The organism is Streptomyces sp. NPDC002476 (assembly GCF_042889785.1).
Taxonomy (GTDB): Bacteria; Actinomycetota; Actinomycetes; order Streptomycetales; family Streptomycetaceae; genus Streptomyces.
Genome location: NZ_JBIARH010000028.1, coordinates 22,821 through 39,660, shown reverse-complemented (window position 1 = coordinate 39,660; position 16,840 = coordinate 22,821). Strand labels below are relative to the sequence as shown.

General features: G+C 70.3%; 15 protein-coding genes. 6 read left to right on the top strand and 9 right to left on the bottom strand.

Features of this window, described 5'->3' with window-relative positions; translation table 11 throughout:
* Positions 1-18: 18 nt before the first annotated feature.
* A complete protein-coding gene (locus tag ACFYXM_RS26650; RefSeq protein ID WP_389292984.1) occupies positions 19-411 on the bottom strand; it encodes a hypothetical protein in 393 nt (130 codons plus the stop codon).
* Complete coding sequence (locus ACFYXM_RS26645; RefSeq protein WP_389293087.1) at positions 408-602, bottom strand: hypothetical protein; 195 nt, start codon at positions 600-602, stop codon at positions 408-410. Before ACFYXM_RS26645 ends, ACFYXM_RS26650 begins: the two co-directional genes overlap by 4 nt.
* Positions 603-763: 161 nt before the next feature.
* On the opposite strand from ACFYXM_RS26645, the gene ACFYXM_RS26640 reads away from it, so the two are divergent.
* Positions 764-1,603, top strand: a complete 840-nt coding sequence (locus tag ACFYXM_RS26640; protein ID WP_389292982.1) for a helix-turn-helix domain-containing protein — start codon at positions 764-766, stop codon at positions 1,601-1,603.
* Positions 1,600-1,815, top strand: coding sequence for a DUF397 domain-containing protein (locus ACFYXM_RS26635; protein ID WP_389292980.1), 216 nt, complete (start codon positions 1,600-1,602; stop codon positions 1,813-1,815). The genes ACFYXM_RS26640 and ACFYXM_RS26635 overlap by 4 nt, the downstream gene beginning before the upstream one ends.
* A 146-nt stretch (positions 1,816-1,961) precedes the next feature.
* Here ACFYXM_RS26635 and ACFYXM_RS26630 read toward each other — a convergent pair whose 3' ends face one another.
* A complete protein-coding gene (locus tag ACFYXM_RS26630) occupies positions 1,962-2,915 on the bottom strand; it encodes a LysR family transcriptional regulator (RefSeq protein WP_389292978.1) in 954 nt (317 codons plus the stop codon).
* Between the two features lie 62 nt (positions 2,916-2,977).
* On the opposite strand from ACFYXM_RS26630, the gene ACFYXM_RS26625 reads away from it, so the two are divergent.
* The 3 genes from ACFYXM_RS26625 (at position 2,978) to ACFYXM_RS26615 (ending at position 6,422) form a co-directional block, all read left to right on the top strand.
* The gene (locus ACFYXM_RS26625) at positions 2,978-4,321 is read left to right on the top strand and encodes an MFS transporter (protein ID WP_389292976.1); all 1,344 of its coding nucleotides are present in this window, start codon (positions 2,978-2,980) and stop codon (positions 4,319-4,321) included.
* A gap of 155 nt (positions 4,322-4,476) precedes the next feature.
* On the top strand, positions 4,477-5,193 hold the full coding sequence (locus ACFYXM_RS26620) for a L,D-transpeptidase (protein ID WP_389292974.1): 717 nt from the start codon (positions 4,477-4,479) through the stop codon (positions 5,191-5,193).
* Between the two features lie 230 nt (positions 5,194-5,423).
* Entirely contained in the window at positions 5,424-6,422 is a 999-nt protein-coding gene (locus tag ACFYXM_RS26615) for a sigma-70 family RNA polymerase sigma factor (protein ID WP_389292973.1), read from the top strand.
* Between the two features lie 164 nt (positions 6,423-6,586).
* On the opposite strand, the gene ACFYXM_RS26610 is transcribed toward ACFYXM_RS26615, so the two are convergent.
* A complete protein-coding gene (locus tag ACFYXM_RS26610; protein WP_389292972.1) occupies positions 6,587-6,973 on the bottom strand; it encodes a lipid asymmetry maintenance protein MlaB in 387 nt (128 codons plus the stop codon).
* A gap of 447 nt (positions 6,974-7,420) precedes the next feature.
* On the opposite strand from ACFYXM_RS26610, the gene ACFYXM_RS26605 reads away from it, so the two are divergent.
* Positions 7,421-10,693, top strand: a complete 3,273-nt coding sequence (locus ACFYXM_RS26605) for a S8 family serine peptidase (protein ID WP_389293085.1) — start codon at positions 7,421-7,423, stop codon at positions 10,691-10,693.
* A 177-nt stretch (positions 10,694-10,870) separates the two neighbouring features.
* Here the strand turns inward: ACFYXM_RS26605 and ACFYXM_RS26600 are convergent, their stop codons facing one another.
* The 5 genes from ACFYXM_RS26600 to ACFYXM_RS26580 all read right to left on the bottom strand — a co-directional run bounded on the left by ACFYXM_RS26600 (position 10,871) and on the right by ACFYXM_RS26580 (position 16,665).
* The gene (locus ACFYXM_RS26600) at positions 10,871-12,148 is read right to left on the bottom strand and encodes a thymidine phosphorylase (protein WP_389292970.1); all 1,278 of its coding nucleotides are present in this window, start codon (positions 12,146-12,148) and stop codon (positions 10,871-10,873) included.
* Between the two features lie 143 nt (positions 12,149-12,291).
* The gene (locus ACFYXM_RS26595; protein ID WP_389292968.1) at positions 12,292-12,693 is read right to left on the bottom strand and encodes a cytidine deaminase; all 402 of its coding nucleotides are present in this window, start codon (positions 12,691-12,693) and stop codon (positions 12,292-12,294) included.
* Positions 12,690-13,955 carry an ABC transporter permease gene (locus ACFYXM_RS26590; RefSeq protein WP_389292967.1) on the bottom strand — a complete coding sequence of 422 codons (1,266 nt, stop codon included), beginning with the start codon at positions 13,953-13,955 and terminating at the stop codon, positions 12,690-12,692. Before ACFYXM_RS26590 ends, ACFYXM_RS26595 begins: the two co-directional genes overlap by 4 nt.
* Positions 13,952-15,070: an ABC transporter permease gene (locus ACFYXM_RS26585; protein ID WP_389292965.1), complete on the bottom strand. Its 1,119-nt coding sequence runs from the start codon at positions 15,068-15,070 to the stop codon at positions 13,952-13,954. The genes ACFYXM_RS26590 and ACFYXM_RS26585 overlap by 4 nt, the downstream gene beginning before the upstream one ends.
* Positions 15,070-16,665 (bottom strand): ABC transporter ATP-binding protein, encoded by a 1,596-nt coding sequence (locus ACFYXM_RS26580; protein ID WP_389292963.1) that lies wholly within the window; start codon positions 16,663-16,665, stop codon positions 15,070-15,072. The genes ACFYXM_RS26585 and ACFYXM_RS26580 overlap by 1 nt, the downstream gene beginning before the upstream one ends.
* Positions 16,666-16,840: the final 175 nt, after the last annotated feature.

Sequence of the window (16,840 nt, the reverse complement as noted above, 5' to 3'; positions counted from 1 at the left end):
GGACGAGGCGATGAGGGATTACGCGTTGATCAGCGCGCCCGCCTTTCGGGTGAAATCCGGTATGCGCAAGGGTCGGGCTGTGAGCCCGTACCGACACGCTCCGTCCCGAACGACGAACTCGAACTCGCCTCCCGAGGCGATCCGGTGAAGCGCCTCGCCCTGGCACTTGTCGTCGGCAGCCCAGGCGCGCAGCTCGGCCGGTGCGTCGCGTTCGGCCGGGGGCATCGCTCGTAACGCCGCTCGGGGAATCCACGGGGCGCCGGGGTCCGGGTCCAGTCCGTTCGCCAGTCGTTCGGCCTGACCACGCAGCCAACGGAGGGCGAGCCGCGGGGACGCGACGAGCGCTCCGCCGAGATGGACGGTCGTCCGCGCGTCACCCGCGTACACCTCTGCAAGGACCCGCGCTGTCACAGCAGTTCGCCACGGCTGCGACGATTGGCGCGGGTGATTTCGGCGCGCAGTCGCTCTATCGGGTCGGCAGGGCGGACGCGGGCGGGCTCGGCTTCCCACTCGGCGCCGCCACCGACTGGCCGCAACGACCAGTACGGGCCGGCGGTTCCGCGGAACTCCCCCACCCGCGCACCATGCGAGGTATCCACCATGAGCGTGCCGAGGGACGGGAGTTGTGGGGGTTCCAGTCCACTGCTCGGGGGGCCGCTCTTTGCAGACACGACCGCTCCTCTCTGTAGCGCTTCCACTACGGGAGCGCTCAGCATCGACCTACAGTGAGCAGGTATTCAACGTCCCGTTCAGGGAGGGCACATTGGTAAACCGCAATGAGCTAAACCCGGAGGCGAGCCCGGAAGCAGCCTTTGGCGCACGGTTACGCAGCTCACGGGAGGAGCGCGGCTGGAGACAGGACGACCTCGGTGAGCGAATCGGGTATTCCGGGCGGCATGTCTCGGGAGTTGAAAATGGGCGTAAGTCGCCAACCCGCAAGTTCGCGACCGCCGTTGATGCCGCGTTCGGAATCGAAGGAACAGCCGACACATTCGAACGCGCCTGGCGTGAGATCCGGCACGGTGTGCTGTTGCAAGGGTTCCCCGAGTACGTCGGGCTGGAGGGCCGGGCGGCGGAGATCAAACTCTTCGAATCGGGTGTCATCCCTGGACCGCTTCAGACGCGCGCGTACGCACAAGCCCTGGCCGACAGTGCCGTTGCACGGGGCGTCATTACCCGTGAACAGGCAGATGAAAGGGTTTCGTTCCTCATAGAGCGCCAGGCCGCGCTGGTGCGGCCCCTGCCTCCCTTGGTAGTCGCGGTACTGGACGAAAGCTGCATTCGCAGGCCTGTCGGCGGCCCCGCCGTTATGGACGCTCAGTTGCAGCATCTGATCGAGTTCGCCGCACAGCCGAACACCATGCTCCAACTCGCCCCCTTCAGTCTTGGCGAGCAGCGGCCGTTCACTCGGCTGGTGAACCTGCTCACCCTTCAGGACCGATCCGTGGTCTCCTACGTCGAATCGCAGACACAGGGGCATCTGGATCGCGAACTGCCCTCCGTATTACCGCTGGTGAGGGACTACCATCACCTGCAGGCCGTATCTCTGTCGCAGACAGCTTCCGTGGATGTGATCCACCAGCTACGAAAGGGCACCCCGTGACGATCGACTCCACGACTCTGTGCTGGGTCAAGTCCTCCTACAGCGACAACGGCGGTTCCTGTGTCGAATGGGCCCCGCGCAGCGCGGCCACCACCGGCATGGTTCCCGTTCGCGACTCGAAGGACCCGCGCGGCCCGGTGTTGAGCATCCGCGCCCATGCGTTTGCATCGTTCGTGGCGGGCGTCAAAGCCGGAGAGTTCGGCGCCGTCTGATCCCACCGCGCCACCCGCGTACCGAGCGCGACGAAGCCTCGCCACACCCCCGGTTCGGAGGGAACGGCGGGGCTCTTCTCGCGCCGTGCGGCCGTACGACGTGACGCGGCGCGCCCCGGGCCGATCCGGTGGGCGAATGCCCCGGCTCAGTCCGGCAGCAGGTGCCCCCGGCGCGACAGGAGGAAGCGTTTGAACGCCGCCACGGGCGGGGTGTCCGGGTGGCCGTCGAGCCAGGCGACCCCGATCTCGCGGGCCGCTCTCGGGGCCGTCACCGTCAGTTCGACGACGCCGGGGCGGGCCACCGCGGGCGGGGGCAGCAGGGCCACGCCGAGGCCGGCGGCGACGAGGCCGCGCAGGGTCTCCGCCTCCTCGCCCTCGAAGGCGACCCGGGGCCTGAAGCCCGCCTGGGCGCACAGGTCGTCGGTGATCCGGCGCAGGCCGTAGCCCGGTTCGAGGGTCACGAACTTCTCGTCGGCGGCCTCTGCGAGGCGGATGCGGCGGCGGGTGGCGAGGCGGTGGTCCTCGGGGACGACCAGGCGCAGGCGCTGTTCGTCGAGGCGGCGGGCGACCAGGTCGGGGGCGTCCGGGACGGGTGAGGTGAGGCAGAGGTCGAGGCCGCCGGACCGGAGGCGTTCGATCATCGCCTCGCCGTAGTTCTGGACGAGCTGGAAGCGGACGCCGGGGTGGTCGGCGCGGAAGGCGCGGAGCAGGGCGGGCACGGTCTCGGAGCCCATGGTGTGCAGGAAGCCGAAGGCGACCTTGCCGGTGGCCGGGTCGGCGTCGGCCCGTACCGATTCGGCGGCCTTCTCGACCTCGGCCAGGGCCCGCTCGACTGAGGCCAGGAAGGTGCGGCCCGCGGGAGTGAGCGAGACGGTACGGCCCTTGCGGGCGAACAGGGCGACCCCCAGGTCCTGTTCGAGCCTGACCATCGACCGCGAGAGCGTCGACTGCGGCACGCCCAGCTCGTGCGCGGCGCGGGTGACGTGCTCGTGGCGGGCCACCGCCGCGAAGTGGGCGAGACGCGGTGCGAGGACGGCCCGAACGTCTTCTTCGTAACTGCTCGGTGACAGCCGTGGCTGTGAGCTGGGTTCATGCACCATGGGATTGATTATGTCCGTTTCATGCATTGGACGCATGAAACGGAGGGGCCTACGTTCGAAGCATGCCTCCTGCCAGTACCGGGGCGGCCACGATCACCGTGGTCGCCTCGCCCCAGCCGTCCCCCGTCGCCGACGCCCCCGCCGCCGCGACCGCCGTTGCCGGTCCCGCCGACGAGGCCGGTCCCGCCGTGCCGGACCGCCTCGAACCCGGCCGCCCCGGCTATCGCCGGATGAGCTTCGCCCTGTTCGCCGCGGGTGTCGCGACCTTCGCGCTCCTCTACTCCACGCAGGCCCTGCTGCCCGCCATCTCCGCCTCGCTGGGCGCCACGGCCGGGCAGGCCAGCTGGACGGTCTCCGCCGCGACGGGTGCGCTGGCGCTGTGCGTGCTGCCGCTGAGTGCGCTCTCCGAGCGGTTCGGGCGGCGGCAGATGATGACCGCGTCGCTGACGGTCGCCGTACTGGTCGGGCTGCTCGTGCCCTTCGCCCCCTCGCTGGGCTGGCTGGTGGCGCTGCGCGCCGTACAGGGCGCGGCGCTGGCCGGGCTGCCCGCCTCCGCGATGGCGTACCTGGCGGAGGAGGTGCGGCCCAAGGCGCTGGTGGCCGCGATCGGACTGTTCGTGGCGGGCAACAGCATCGGCGGCATGAGCGGCCGGATCCTCACCGGCTGGATCGCTCAGCTGTGGGGCTGGCGGGCGGCGCTCGGCGCGGTCGGGCTGCTGGCCGCGGCCTGCGCGGTCGCGTTCCACTTCCTGATCCCCAGGGCGCGGCACTTCACCCCGGGTTCGCTGAACCCGAAGGCCGTGGCGCGGACGGTGTGCGGACATCTGGCCGATCCGCTGCTGCGTCGGCTGTACGCGATCGGTGCGCTGTTCATGACGGTGTTCGGCGCGGTCTACACCGTGATCGGCTACCGACTGGTGGCGGAGCCGTTCAACCTTCCGCAGGGTGTCGTCGGCTCGATCTTCCTGGTCTACCTCGTCGGTACGGTCTCCTCCGCCGCGGCCGGAAAGCTGGTCGCCCGGCTCGGCCGCCGGGGCGCGCTGTACCTGGCCGTGTCGACGACCGCCGCCGGACTGCTGTTCTCGCTCGCCGACGACGTGGTCCTCGTGCTCCTCGGACTGGTGCTGATCACGGCGGGCTTCTTCGCCGGACACGCGGTCGCCTCGTCGGCCGTGAGCCGTACGGCGACGAAGGGCCGGGCCCAGGCGTCGGCGCTCTACCAGTCCGCGTACTACCTGGGGTCCAGCGCGGGCGGCACGCTCGGCGCGGTCGCCTTCCACGCCGTCGGCTGGGGCGGCACGGTCTCGCTGGGGCTGCTCGCGGTGCTGGGTGTCGTCACGGTCACGCTGTACGGCTCACGGGCCGCGCGGCGCGCGATGGTCCCGGCGGAGTGCCCGAAGCACTGACGCCGACGTCCGCAGGCACCCGACGCGGCACCTGACCAGGCACGTCGGCACCTGTATCGAACTGAGACATTCGGCGCACAACCAACCACTCCTCGACGCGCGTCTAGTGCTGTGGTCGGAAGCACTTGTCTGAGCGCGAAGAGGAGTTCGGCAGCATGAGAGTCGCAGGGAAGATGCGAGGGGTCCGGGCGCGGCGCGTACTCGCGGTGTCCGTGGCCGGTCTGACGGCGGTGCCCGCCGTCGTCCTGGGCACCGGCGGATCCGCGCAGGCCGCGTCCTGCACGGCGTCCACCGGGCCGTACCAGAAGCAGGTCGAGAAGTACCTGCACCGGCCGGTCGACGGCAAGCAGTCCGCCGCCGACTGCAAGGCGATCCGGTCGTTCCAGAACACCTACGGGGTCACCCCCGCGGTCGGTTACGCCGGTACGGTCACCTGGCGGACGATGAAGACGCTGACGGCCCAGAAGGCGGCCGGCAAGAACCCGAACAAGGACAAGAAGTGCCCCACGAACAAGGGGCGCATCGCGTGTGTGGACCTGACCCGGCAGCTGAGCTGGATCCAGGACGGCTCGAAGCTGAAGTTCGGTCCGGTGCCGGTACGGACCGGGCGGGACGGGTACGAGACCCGCACCGGGCTGAAGAAGGTCTACTGGCGGAACATCGACCACGTATCGTCGATCTACCACGTGCGGATGCCGTACGCCCAGTTCTTCGACGGCGGGCAGGCGTTCCACTCGGTCGGCCTGAAGATGTGGAACAACCCGGGGTCGCACGGCTGCGTCAACATGCGGGACGCCGACGCGAAGACGTACTGGAAGCTGCTGAAGAACGGCGACGAGGTGTACGTGTACGGGCGCAAGCCCGGCACCTGAGTCCATCGGCCCCCGACTGCTTCCGCACCCGACCGTTTCCGCGCCCGGGCCCGTCCGCGCCCGGGCCCGGCGGCACCTGAGTCCGTCCGCGCCGCGTCGTCCTCGCCGTCCCGTACGCGGTGTGCCGGGACGGGCACGGCTTGGCCGCTTCCCACCCCCGTTGTCAGTGGGCTCCGTTAGCGTCCGCAGTACCGAAGTGATCGGTGTCACAGGACAGCAGGGGTGGAGCGATGAGTGATCTGACGGTGCCGGCGGGGACGGCGGACATCGACAGCCGGCTGGAGGGGCACCGGGTCGAGCTGACCGGCTACTGCTACCGGATGCTCGGCTCGGCCTTCGAGGCGGAGGACGCCGTACAGGACACGTTGGTGCGCGCCTGGCGCAACTTCGCGAAGTTCGAGGGGCGTTCGTCGCTGCGCTCCTGGCTGTACCGCATCGCCACCAACGTCTGCCTGGACATGCTGAACGCGGGCAGCAAGCGTGCCCGTCCGGTCGACCTGTCGGGCCCGACGCCGCTCGCCGACGCGGCGCTCAAACCGCTGCCGGAGAACACCTGGCTGGAGCCGATGCCGGACGGGCGGATCCTGCCGTCGGTCGACGACCCGGCGGAGGCCGCGGTGGCGCGCGAGTCGGTGCGGCTCGCGTTCGTCGCGGCGTTGCAGCATCTGCCGCCCAAGCAGCGGGCCGTGCTGATCCTGCGCGAGGTGCTGGCCTGGAGGGCGAGCGAGGTCGCCGAGCTGCTCGACACCTCGGTCGCCTCGGTGAACAGCGCCCTCCAGCGGGCGCGTGCCACGCTCGCGGAGCACGCGGGCAAGCCCGTCGACACCGCGAACCCGCTCGACGAGGAGCAGCGCAAACTCCTCGAACGGTACGTCGCCGCCTTCGAGGGGTACGACATGGCGGCACTGACCACGCTGCTCCACGAGGACGCCGTGATGACCATGCCGCCGTTCGACCTCTGGCTCCGGGGGCACGCCGACATCACCGGCTTCATGCAGACCATCGGCGCGGCCTGCGCGGGCTCCCGACTGGTGGCGACGGAGGCGAACGGCACCCCGGCGTTCGCGCACTACAAGCCGAATCCGGACGGCCCGGGGTTCGTGCCGTGGGCGGTGCAGGTCATCGACATCTCGGAGGGCTCCATCACGGGGATGCACTGCTTCCTGGACACGCCCCGCTGGTTCCCGCTGTTCGGGCTGCCGGACCGGCTCGACGCCGACGCGGTGTGAGACCGGCCGACGCGGTGTGAGTCCTGGCCCACGCGACACGGAGCGCGGCCGACGCGGCATGGGACGCGGTGTACGGAACGGGCTCATGGTGGGCTGGGAGGCGTCGGCGGCCGGGGGCGGCCCCACGCCCGTATGTGCCGGGTTCCGGACCTCGCCCCCGTACGTCACGGCTCCGGCCCCGGCTCCCGGGCTCCCGGTCCGGAGCCGCGGCCTCCCGGGGCCGGCCCGCCCGCCCCGGGCCCCGGCCCGCGGGCCGCGTCCAGGACACCGGACAGCCCCAACAGATCGAGCAGGGCGAGCATTTCGGGGGGTGGGTTGCGCAGGCGCAGGCGCTTGCCGCCCGCCCGCCGGGCGACGAGTCCCAGGCGTGCCACGGCCTCGACCAGGGCCAGGTCCACGTGCGTGACGCCGCCCACGTCGCAGTCCACCCGGTCGTCCGGGACGCGTACGGCGCCCTTGGCGTCGTACAGCAGGGACTCCAGCTCGGCGCAGAGTCCCGGTACCTCGGCCCGCGTGACGCGGCCGGTGACGACGAGCACGTTCGGGGTCATCGATTCCACGTCAGAAAGACCGGTCCCGCGGCCGAAAATCATCGCTCCCGATTTCCGTCCGCTCGGCGCGGTCCGGCCTCATCACCGCCCCGTGGCTGGTCGCGCCCCGTCTTCCGGCTCCCGCTCGGCGTCCGCAAGCACTCCGTTACCGATCAACTTGCGTCAACTCCGGTTATCTATGCAGCACCTGTGAACCTGAACGATCAATTCCCCCTCTAGTGCTGTGACCGGTCTGTACCAGCGGTCCGACGGTTCGGCCGTTCGCTGTCCGGCTGTTCAGCCTTCAGATTCCCGGCTGATCGGCCGCTGCGGCCGCCCCGTCGGCACCGACTGACCAGTGGCCCTCGTGGGCCGCCTGATTCTCCAGGGGGAGAGTTGCGCAAACACGTGAGAAGCGCGTGTGTCTCGACCATCGCCGCGGCCGCCGCCGTGGCCCTCGCGGCGGGGATGACCACCCCGGCCGCGGCCCAGCCCACGCCCGCCCGGTCGGCGGGCACCGCCGCCGGGGCGACGCACGAGCTGACGCTCATCACCGGCGACCGCGTCACGGTGGACGCCAAGGGCCGGGTGCTGCGGTTCCTGCCCGCGAAGGGGCGTGAACACATACCGGTGCAGCGGCAGATGCGCGACGGGCACACCCTGCTCATCCCCGCCGACGCCCACCGGCTGATCAACTCCGGAAAGCTGGACCGCCGGCTGTTCGACATCACCGAGCTGAACCGCGCGGAGATCCGCAGGGCCCAGAAGTCCGGCCTGAAGCTGATCGTCTCCTACCGGGGCGCGCGGGCGTCGGCCGCGAAGGCCGAGGTCCACGACGCGGGCGGCACCCGGGTCGGCCGGACCCTGAAGTCGCTGAACGCCGAGTCGGTGACCACGCCGGTGGACGACGCCCAGGAGGTCTGGCAGGCGCTCACCAGCAAGCCGTCGCGCGGTGTCCAGCGCACCACGGCCGCGGGGATCGACCGGGTCTGGCTGGACGGCGTACGCAGGGCGAGCCTCGACAAGAGCGTCCCGCAGATCGGCACCCCCGCCGCCTGGAAGGCCGGCTACACCGGCAAGGGCGTCAAGATCGCCGTCCTGGACACCGGCGTGGACGACACCCACCCGGACCTCAAGGGCCAGATCCTGGAGGCGAAGAACTTCTCCGCCGCGTCCGACACCAAGGACCGGTACGGCCACGGCACGCACGTGGCGTCGATCGCCACCGGTACGGGCGCCAAGTCCGGCGGGAAGTTCAAGGGCGTGGCCCCGGACGCCAAGCTGCTCGCGGGCAAGGTGCTCGACGACGACGGCTTCGGCGACGACTCCGGCATCCTGGCGGGCATGGAGTGGGCGGTCGCGCAGGGCGCGGACGTCGTCAACCTGAGCCTCGGCGGCACCGACACCCCCGAGGTCGACCCGCTCGAAGCGGCGGTCAACAAGCTGTCGGCCGACAAGGGCGTGCTGTTCGCCATCGCGGCGGGCAACGAGGGCGACGGAGCCGGCACGGTCGGCTCCCCGGGCAGCGCGGACGCCGCGCTGACCGTCGGCGCGGTCGACGACAAGGACCAGCTGGCCGACTTCTCCAGCCGCGGCCCGCGGGTCGGCGACGGTGCGATCAAGCCCGACGTCACCGCCCCCGGCGTGGACATCACGGCGGCCGCCGCCCCCGGTTCCGTCATCGACCGGGAAGAGGGCCAGAACCCGCCCGGCTACCTGACGATCTCCGGTACGTCGATGGCGACCCCGCACGTCGCGGGCGCCGCCGCGCTCCTCAAGCAGCAGCACCCGGACTGGAAGTACACCGAGCTCAAGGGCGCGCTCACGGCCTCGACGAAGCCGGGCGCGTACACGCCGTTCCAGCAGGGCTCCGGCCGGATCGCCGTCGACAAGGCCATCGCCCAGACCGTCGTGGCCGACCCGGTGTCGCTGAACTTCGGCGTGCAGCAGTGGCCGCACACGGACGACGCCCCGGTCACCAAGCAGATCACGTACCGCAACCTGGGGAAGACGGACGTCACCCTCGACCTCGCGGTCACCGCGACCGGGCCGAAGGGCGCGCCCGCCCCGGCCGGCTTCTTCACCCTCGGCTCCGACAAGGTGACCGTCCCCGCGGGCGGCACCGTCGACGTGCCGCTGACGGTGAACACCAAGCTCGGCGGCAACGCCGACGGCGGCTACTCGGCCTACGTCGTCGGAACCGGCGGCGGCCAGACCGTCCGCACCGCCGCGGCGGTCGAGCGCGAGATCGAGTCGTACGACCTCACCCTCAAGGTCATCGGACGCGACGGCAAGCCGGCCGCGTTCTACGAGAACGACCTGGCCGGCCTCTCCGGTCCGGCGCTCGGCGCCTGGCTCAACCCGACGGGCGAGAACGGCACGGCGAAGGTGCGCGTGCCCAAGGGCGGCTACATGCTCAACACGGCCGTCCACACCGACCCGGAGGACAGCACCAAGGGCACCGACTGGCTGACCCAGCCGAAGCTGGACATCAGCAAGAACACCAGCGTCACCCTCGACGCGCGCACGACGAAGCCGGTGGAGATCACTCTGCCCGCCACCGGCACGAAGGACCTGCTGGCCGCGCCCGAGATCCAGTCCAACACCAAGCAGACCGGCTACGGCTACGGCTGGTTCCTGGAGTCGTACAAGGGTCTGCGCACCGCGCACCTGGGCCCGAAGGTGACGGACGGCTCGCTCTCCCAGCAGTGGATCGGCACCTGGACCAAGGGGGCCGCCACCCGGTACGACATCGCGGTCGGCGGGCCGGTGACCCAGGTCGCGACCGGGTACAAGCGGAAGTTCACCACCGGTCAGATGGCCAAGGTGAACCTCGGTCTCGGCGCGTCCGTCAAGGGCAAGAGCAGTAATCTCGCGGCGTACGGCCTGATTCCCGGCTCGTCCGGCTCCTGGGGTATCTGGTCCCCGCACAAGCTGCCCGGCACCGTCACCGCGTACGTGTCCACCGCCGACAAGGTGAAGTGGAGCTTCGACTTCATGCAGGTAGGCGGGGTGGACGCGGACGGCATCCCGAACATCGAGTCGGTCTACACTCTCGGCGACCCGCAGACCTTCAAGGCCGGCGCCACGTACGCCAAGAAGGCCAACACCGCGGTGTTCGGCCCGGTTCTCGCCTCCGACCTGGGGATCTCCCGCGAGGGCAACAACCTCGTCCCCGATCTGCCGGTCTCGGCCGACGGCAGCGGCAACTACGGTGCCCAGATATACAGCTCGGTCAACACCGTGCTGTACCGCAACGGCAAGAAGCTCGTCCAGAACACCAACCCGCTGGAGGGTGAGCCCATCACCGTGCCGTCCGGCGCGGCCGACTACCGGCTGACGACCTCCGTGCGGCTCTCCCCCAAGGCATCGGCCGTCTCCAGCCGGATCGACGCCAGTTGGACCTTCCGGTCGCAGAAGACCCGTACCCTGACCAAGCTGCCGGCCTCCACGGTCCGCTTCACCCCCAACGTGACGCTGGACGGCAAGGTCACCGCGGGCAGGACCGCGTCCGTGCCGGTGACGGTGCAGGGCTCGGCCGCCGGTAAGAACCTCAAGTCGCTGACGGTGTACGTCAGTTACGACAGCGGCAAGACCTGGAAGAAGACCGCGGTCAAGTCGGGCAAGCTCTCGGTGAAGAACCCGGCCAAGGGCAAGTCCATCTCCTACAAGGCCGATGTCACCGACAAGAAGGGCAACAAGTCCTCGGTGGCGATCTACAACGCCTACTTCGGCAAGTAGCAGGTAGACGACCGGGTAGAAGGACCGAGCAGAACCGGCCGGCGGAACGAGCCGGGGAACGGGAACGGCCCGTCCGGGCGGAGGAATCCGTCCGGACGGGCCGTTCCCGTTCCCCGGACGGGAGTGGGGTCCCGTCCGGTGGTCCGGGGCGCGGGGCGTGCGCCCGCGCGGTCCGCGTTACGCGATGCGCTCGCGCACGACCGGCGTCGGGGTGAAGTCCGTGCCCTCGGGGGCGATGTCGTAAGCGCCGGGCAGGGCCTTCAGTGCGTACTCGAACTTCTCGGGCGTGTCGGTGTGCAGGGTCAGCAGCGGCTGTCCGGCCGTGACCGGGTCGCCGGGCTTGGCGTGCAGTTCGACGCCCGCGCCCGCCTGCACCGCGTCCTCCTTGCGGGCCCGGCCGGCGCCGAGCCGCCAGGCGGCAACGCCGATGTCGTACGCGTCCAGCCGGGTCAGCACGCCGGTGGCCGGGGCCGTGACCACGTGCCGCTCGCGGGCGACCGGGAGCGCGGCGTCCGGGTCGCCGCCCTGGGCAGAGATCATCCGACGCCAGACGTCCATCGCCGAGCCGTCGGCGAGGGCCTTCTCCGGGTCGGCGTCCCTCAGCCCGGCCGCGTCGAGCATCTCGCGGGCGAGGGCCAGGGTGAGGTCCACGACGTCCTTCGGGCCGCCGCCCGCCAGCACCTCGACGGACTCGCGCACCTCCAGGGCGTTGCCCGCGGTCAGGCCGAGCGGGGTGGCCATGTCGGTGAGCAGGGCGACCGTCCGCACGCCGCTGTCGGTGCCCAGCGCGACCATGGTGGAGGCCAGTTCGCGGGCGTCCTCGATGGTCTTCATGAACGCGCCGGAGCCCACCTTGACGTCCAGGACGAGTGCGTCGGTGCCCTCGGCGATCTTCTTGGACATGATCGAGCTGGCGATCAGCGGGATGGCCTCGACGGTGCCGGTGATGTCGCGCAGCGCGTACAGCTTCTTGTCGGCGGGGGCGAGCCCGTCGCCGGCCGCGCAGATGACGGCGCCGGTGGCGTCCAGGACGTGTCGCATCTCCTCGTTCGTGAGGTGCGCGCGCCAGCCGGGGATGGACTCCAGCTTGTCGAGCGTGCCGCCGGTGTGGCCGAGTCCCCGGCCGCTGAGCTGCGGCACGGCGGCGCCGCAGGCAGCGACCAGTGGGGCGAGCGGCAGCGTGATCTTGTCGCCGACGCCGCCCGTGGAGTGCTTGTCGGTGGTGGGCCGGGAGAGCGACGCGAAGTCCATGCGCTCGCCGGAGGCGATCATCGCGGCGGTCCAGCGGGCGATCTCGGCGCGGTTCATGCCGTTCAGCAGGATCGCCATGGCCAGCGCGGACATCTGCTCGTCGGCGACCTCGCCGCGCGTGTACGCGTCGATGACCCAGTCGATCTGTTCGGGGCTCAGCTCGCCCCGGTCGCGCTTGGTGCGGATGACGGAGATGGCGTCCATGTCCTGGGAGTCCTTCCGGCCTGTACGTACGTGCGCAAGAGTCCTGCATGACTCTACGCGCATAGAGGGTGGCGGCGGGGACGGCCCTGTCCGTGGCCCTCCCGACGGGCGGGAGGGCCACGGTGACTCAGTGCCGCCGGTCGTTACGGCTTCAGATGCCCCGGTCCGAACGCCTGCGGCAGCATCTCGTCGAGCGTGCGCAGCCCGTCCGGTGTCTGAAGGACCAGCCCCGGCCCGCCGAACTCGTACAGCAACTGCCTGCACCTGCCGCACGGCACCAGGATCTCGCCCGCGCCGTCCACGCAGGTGAAGTGGGTCAGCCGCCCGCCGCCGGTGACGTGGAGCTGCGAGACGAGTCCGCACTCGGCGCACAGCCCGATGCCGTACGAGGCGTTCTCGACGTTGCAGCCGGAGACGATCCGCCCGTCGTCGACGAGCGCGGCGGCCCCGACCGGGTAGTGCGAGTAGGGGACGTACGCACGCGTCATGGCGGACCGTGCGGCGCTGCGCAGCGCCGCCCAGTCGACCTCGGCGGGGACGGTCACTTGCCTTGGCCCTTCCGGTAGACCAGCCCGTCCGCCTTCGGCATCCGCAGCCGTTGCGCCGAGAGCGAGAGGACCAGGAGCGTGGTGACGTAGGGGGCGGCGTCGACGAACTGGCTCGGGACCTGGTCGGTCAGCGCGTACCAGGTGAAGAGCAGCGCGGAGACGGCGGCCGAGACGACCGCGGCCACATACTTCTTACGGTAAAGCTGCCAGAGCAGCACGACGATCAGCAGGATGGCGAGCAGCAGGAGCATCGCGTGCACGTTCTCGGCGCCGCCGCGCAGCTTGAGGCTGTCGGTGAAGCCGAAGAGTCCGGCTCCCAGCGCCAGGCCGCCCGGCATCCAGTTGCCGAAGATCATCGCGGCGAGACCGATGTAGCCGCGGCCGCCGGTCTGGCCCTCCTGGTAGATGCCGGTGGAGACGATCGCGAGGAAGGCCCCGGCAAGTCCGGCCAGACCGCCCGAGACGACGACGGCGATGTACTTGTACTTGTAGACGTTGACGCCGAGCGACTCGGCGGCGACCGGGCTCTCGCCGCAGGAACGCAGCCGCAGGCCGAACGAGGTGCGCCACAGCACCCACCAGGTGCCGGGGACCAGCAGCAGGGCGATCACGGTCAGCCAGGACAGGTTGGTGATCAGACCGCCGACCATCCCGGCGATGTCGGAGACCAGGAACCAGTGCCTCTGTTGAAGGTCGAGCAGCCAGTCCGACAGTCCCGGAACGGTGATCCGGTCGATCGCGTCGATCCGCGGGGACTGCTTGGAGGAACCTCCCTCGACGCCGTCGAAGGCGAAGTTGGAGAGGTAGCGGGTGAGGCCGACGGCGAGGATGTTGATGGCCACACCGGAGACGATGTGGTTCACGCCGAAGGTGACGGTGATGATCGCGTGGAGGAGTCCGCCGAGGGCCCCGCCGAGGATGCCGAACAGCACACCCACCCAGGGACCCCACTGGAAACCGGCCCAGGCACCGAACCAGGTGCCGAGGACCATCATGCCTTCGAGGCCGATGTTGACGACGCCCGCGCGCTCGGCCCACAGGCCGCCGAGTCCGGCCAGCCCGATCGGGACGGCGAGTTCCAGGGCGCCCGCGACCTGGCCGACGGAGGTCACGTCGTTGGCGCCGCTGATCAGCCGGACCAGCGAGACCAGGGCCAGGGCGCCCGCGATGATCAGCAGGACGACCGGCAGGGAGAGCTTGCGGCGGCCGCCGCCCTTCGTCGGGGCGACGCTCGCGGCGGAGACTTCGGTGGCGCTCACAGTGCGGCCTCCTTCTCGGTCGTGAGGGCGTGCCCTGCGGCGAGTTCCTCGCCGACCTTCTGCTGCTGGCGGCGGGTTGCGTAACGGCGGACCAGCTCGTAGCTGACGACGACCGAGATGACGATCAGGCCCTGCATGATCGTGGCGATCTCCTTCTCGTACCCGAACTGGTCGAGGGAGGAGGAGGTCTTGTCCAGGAAGGCGATCAGCAGGGCGCTGAAGGCGATGCCGAGCGGGTTGTTCCGGCCGAGCAGGGCGATGGTGATGCCCGTGAAGCCGATTCCGGTCGGGAAGTCGAGGCTGTAGGTATGGGTGTCGCCGAGGAGCGTCGGCATGCCGGCGAGACCGGCCACCCCCCCGGATATCAGCATCGAGGTGAGGACCATCCTCTTGGCGTCCACGCCGGACGCCTGCGCGGCGCTCTCGCTCTCGCCGGTGGCCCGCAGGTCGAAGCCGAACCGGGTGCGGTTCAGCACGAACCAGTAGACGACGCCGAGGGCCGCCGCGACGAAGGTGAAGCCGTAGATCTCGCCCGCCTCGTCGCCCAGGGAGAGGCCGGGGAACCAGCCGGACTCCGGGATGTCGCCCGTGGTCAGGTTGTTGGACCCGGCCGGCTGCACACCGAAGTTCTTCGGCAGGATCAGCCAGGCGACCAGCGCGGTGGCGATGGAGTTGAGCATGATCGTCGAGACGACCTCGCTGACCCCGCGGGTGGTCTTCAGGAAGCCCGCGATACCGGCCCAGAAGGCCCCGACCAGCACGGCGACGACCACGACGAGCGCGAGGTGGAGCGGCCCCGGCAGATCGACGGAGGCGCCGACCAGCGCGGCCGCCATCGCGGCGAGACGGTACTGGCCGTCCACGCCGATGTTGAAGAGGTTCATCCGGAAGCCGACCGCGACCGCGAGGGCGGCGAGGTAGTACGTACCGGCCTGGTTGATGATCAGTACCTGGACGTCCGCGTACGTCGCCGAGTCGAACATCAGCTGGTAGGGCTCGAAGGGGTCCTTCCCCGAGACGAGCAGCACCACCGTGGTGAGCGCGAAGGCCACGACCAGGGCGAGGACCGGGCCCGCGAAGCCCAGGACCAGCCGGTCCTTGTCGAATTTCTTCATCAGGACTCGTCCTCCGGTGCTGCCTCGAGATGACCGGTGGCGGCGCCGGTCATGGCCGAGCCAAGTTCCTCCGGGGTGATGGTGGCGGGATCGGCGTCGGCGACCAGCCGGCCGCGGTACATGACACGCAGGGTGTCGGACAGTCCGATCAGTTCGTCCAGGTCCGCCGAGATGAGCAGGACGGCGAGCCCCTCGCGGCGGGCCGCGCGGATCTGGTCCCAGATCTGCGCCTGTGCCCCGACGTCCACCCCGCGGGTGGGGTGCGCGGCGATCAGCAGCATCGGGTCGTGGCTCATCTCGCGGCCGACGATCAGCTTCTGCTGGTTGCCGCCGGAGAGGGAGGCCGCGGTGACGTCGATGCCGGGGGTGCGGACGTCGTACTCGCGCACGATCCGCTCGGTGTCGGCGCGCGCCGCCTTGATGTCCAGCAGGCCGCCCCGGCTGTTGGGCTTCTCGGTGACGTGACCGAGGATCCGGTTCTCCCAGAGCGGGGCGTCCAGCAGAAGGCCGTGGCGGTGACGGTCTTCGGGGATGTACCCGATGCCGCCCTCCCGCCGCTTGCGGGTGGGGGCGTGCGAGATGTCCTCGCCGTCGAGCGTGATCAGTCCGCGGTCGGGGTCCCGCATGCCGATCAGTGTCTCGATCAGCTCGGTCTGGCCGTTGCCCTCGACACCGGCGATGCCCAGGACCTCGCCCTTGTGGATGGTGAAGTCGATGCCGGCCAGCACGTCACGCGTCACGCCGTCCGGGTCGGTCGCGCCGAGCGCGAGGCCCTCGACCCGGAGCATCGGGACGTCCGTCACCGTGGACTCGCGGGTCTCGGGCGAGGGGAGTTCGCTGCCGACCATCAGCTCGGCCAGCTGCTTGGTGGTGGTCGTGGCCGGGTCGGCTGTGCCGACCGTCGTGCCGCGGCGGATCACCGTGATGTCGTCGGCGACCGACAGCACCTCGCCCAGCTTGTGCGAGATGAAGATGACGGTGAGGCCCTCGGCCTTCAGCTCGCGCAGGTTGTCGAAGAGCGCGTCGACCTCCTGCGGCACGAGGACGGCCGTCGGCTCGTCCAGGATGAGGATGCGCGCCCCCCGGTAGAGGACCTTGAGGATCTCCACGCGCTGGCGGTCGGCGACGCCCAGGTCCTCGACGAGGGCGTCGGGCCTGATGCCCAGACCGTACGCGTCCGATATCTCCATGATCTTCCGGCGCGCGGCGGAGCCGATGCCGTGCAGCTTCTCGCCGCCGAGGACCACGTTCTCCAGCACGGTGAAGTTGTCGGCGAGCATGAAGTGCTGGTGCACCATGCCGATGCCGCGGCCGATGGCGTCGGCGGGACTGCCGAACACCGCCTCGGCCCCATCGATCCTGATCGTCCCCTCGTCCGGTTTCTGCATGCCGTAGAGGATCTTCATCAGGGTGGACTTGCCGGCGCCGTTCTCACCGACGAGGGCGTGAACCGTGCCCTTGCGGACGGTGATGTCGATGTCGCGGTTGGCGACCACGCCCGGAAAGCGCTTGGTGATGCCGTGCAGTTCCACGGCGGGGGGACTACTGGACGCGTTGATGACGCACTCTCCTCGGCCGGACAGGAGCGGGGACATGGGGGGAAAGGGGCGGGCTGAAGCTATCGCGGCAAGGGGTGGTCTACGCGCGTAGTGCTGCCGAATCGTGAGACTCCGACGTGCGACGAAACCGAAAACCCGGCTTCGTGGCCCGTACGGAGCGGACTCGGGGTCCCCGCGAAAAGGACGGGTCCGGTGCGGAGGGAACGCCGCT

Excerpts from the sequence above, each read along its gene's own strand:
- ACFYXM_RS26620 (WP_389292974.1), top strand. The coding sequence starts at position 4,477 with ATGAGAGTCGCAGGGAAGATGCGAGGGGTCCGGGCGCGGCGCGTACTC.
- ACFYXM_RS26580 (WP_389292963.1), bottom strand. The coding sequence starts at position 16,665 with ATGTCCCCGCTCCTGTCCGGCCGAGGAGAGTGCGTCATCAACGCGTCC.
- ACFYXM_RS26630 (WP_389292978.1), bottom strand. The coding sequence starts at position 2,915 with ATGGTGCATGAACCCAGCTCACAGCCACGGCTGTCACCGAGCAGTTAC.
- ACFYXM_RS26600 (WP_389292970.1), bottom strand. The coding sequence starts at position 12,148 with ATGGACGCCATCTCCGTCATCCGCACCAAGCGCGACCGGGGCGAGCTG.
- ACFYXM_RS26585 (WP_389292965.1), bottom strand. The coding sequence starts at position 15,070 with ATGAAGAAATTCGACAAGGACCGGCTGGTCCTGGGCTTCGCGGGCCCG.
- ACFYXM_RS26605 (WP_389293085.1), top strand. The coding sequence starts at position 7,421 with ATGACCACCCCGGCCGCGGCCCAGCCCACGCCCGCCCGGTCGGCGGGC.
- ACFYXM_RS26610 (WP_389292972.1), bottom strand. The coding sequence starts at position 6,973 with ATGACCCCGAACGTGCTCGTCGTCACCGGCCGCGTCACGCGGGCCGAG.
- ACFYXM_RS26615 (WP_389292973.1), top strand. The coding sequence starts at position 5,424 with ATGAGTGATCTGACGGTGCCGGCGGGGACGGCGGACATCGACAGCCGG.
- ACFYXM_RS26645 (WP_389293087.1), bottom strand. The coding sequence starts at position 602 with ATGGTGGATACCTCGCATGGTGCGCGGGTGGGGGAGTTCCGCGGAACC.
- ACFYXM_RS26625 (WP_389292976.1), top strand. The coding sequence starts at position 2,978 with ATGCCTCCTGCCAGTACCGGGGCGGCCACGATCACCGTGGTCGCCTCG.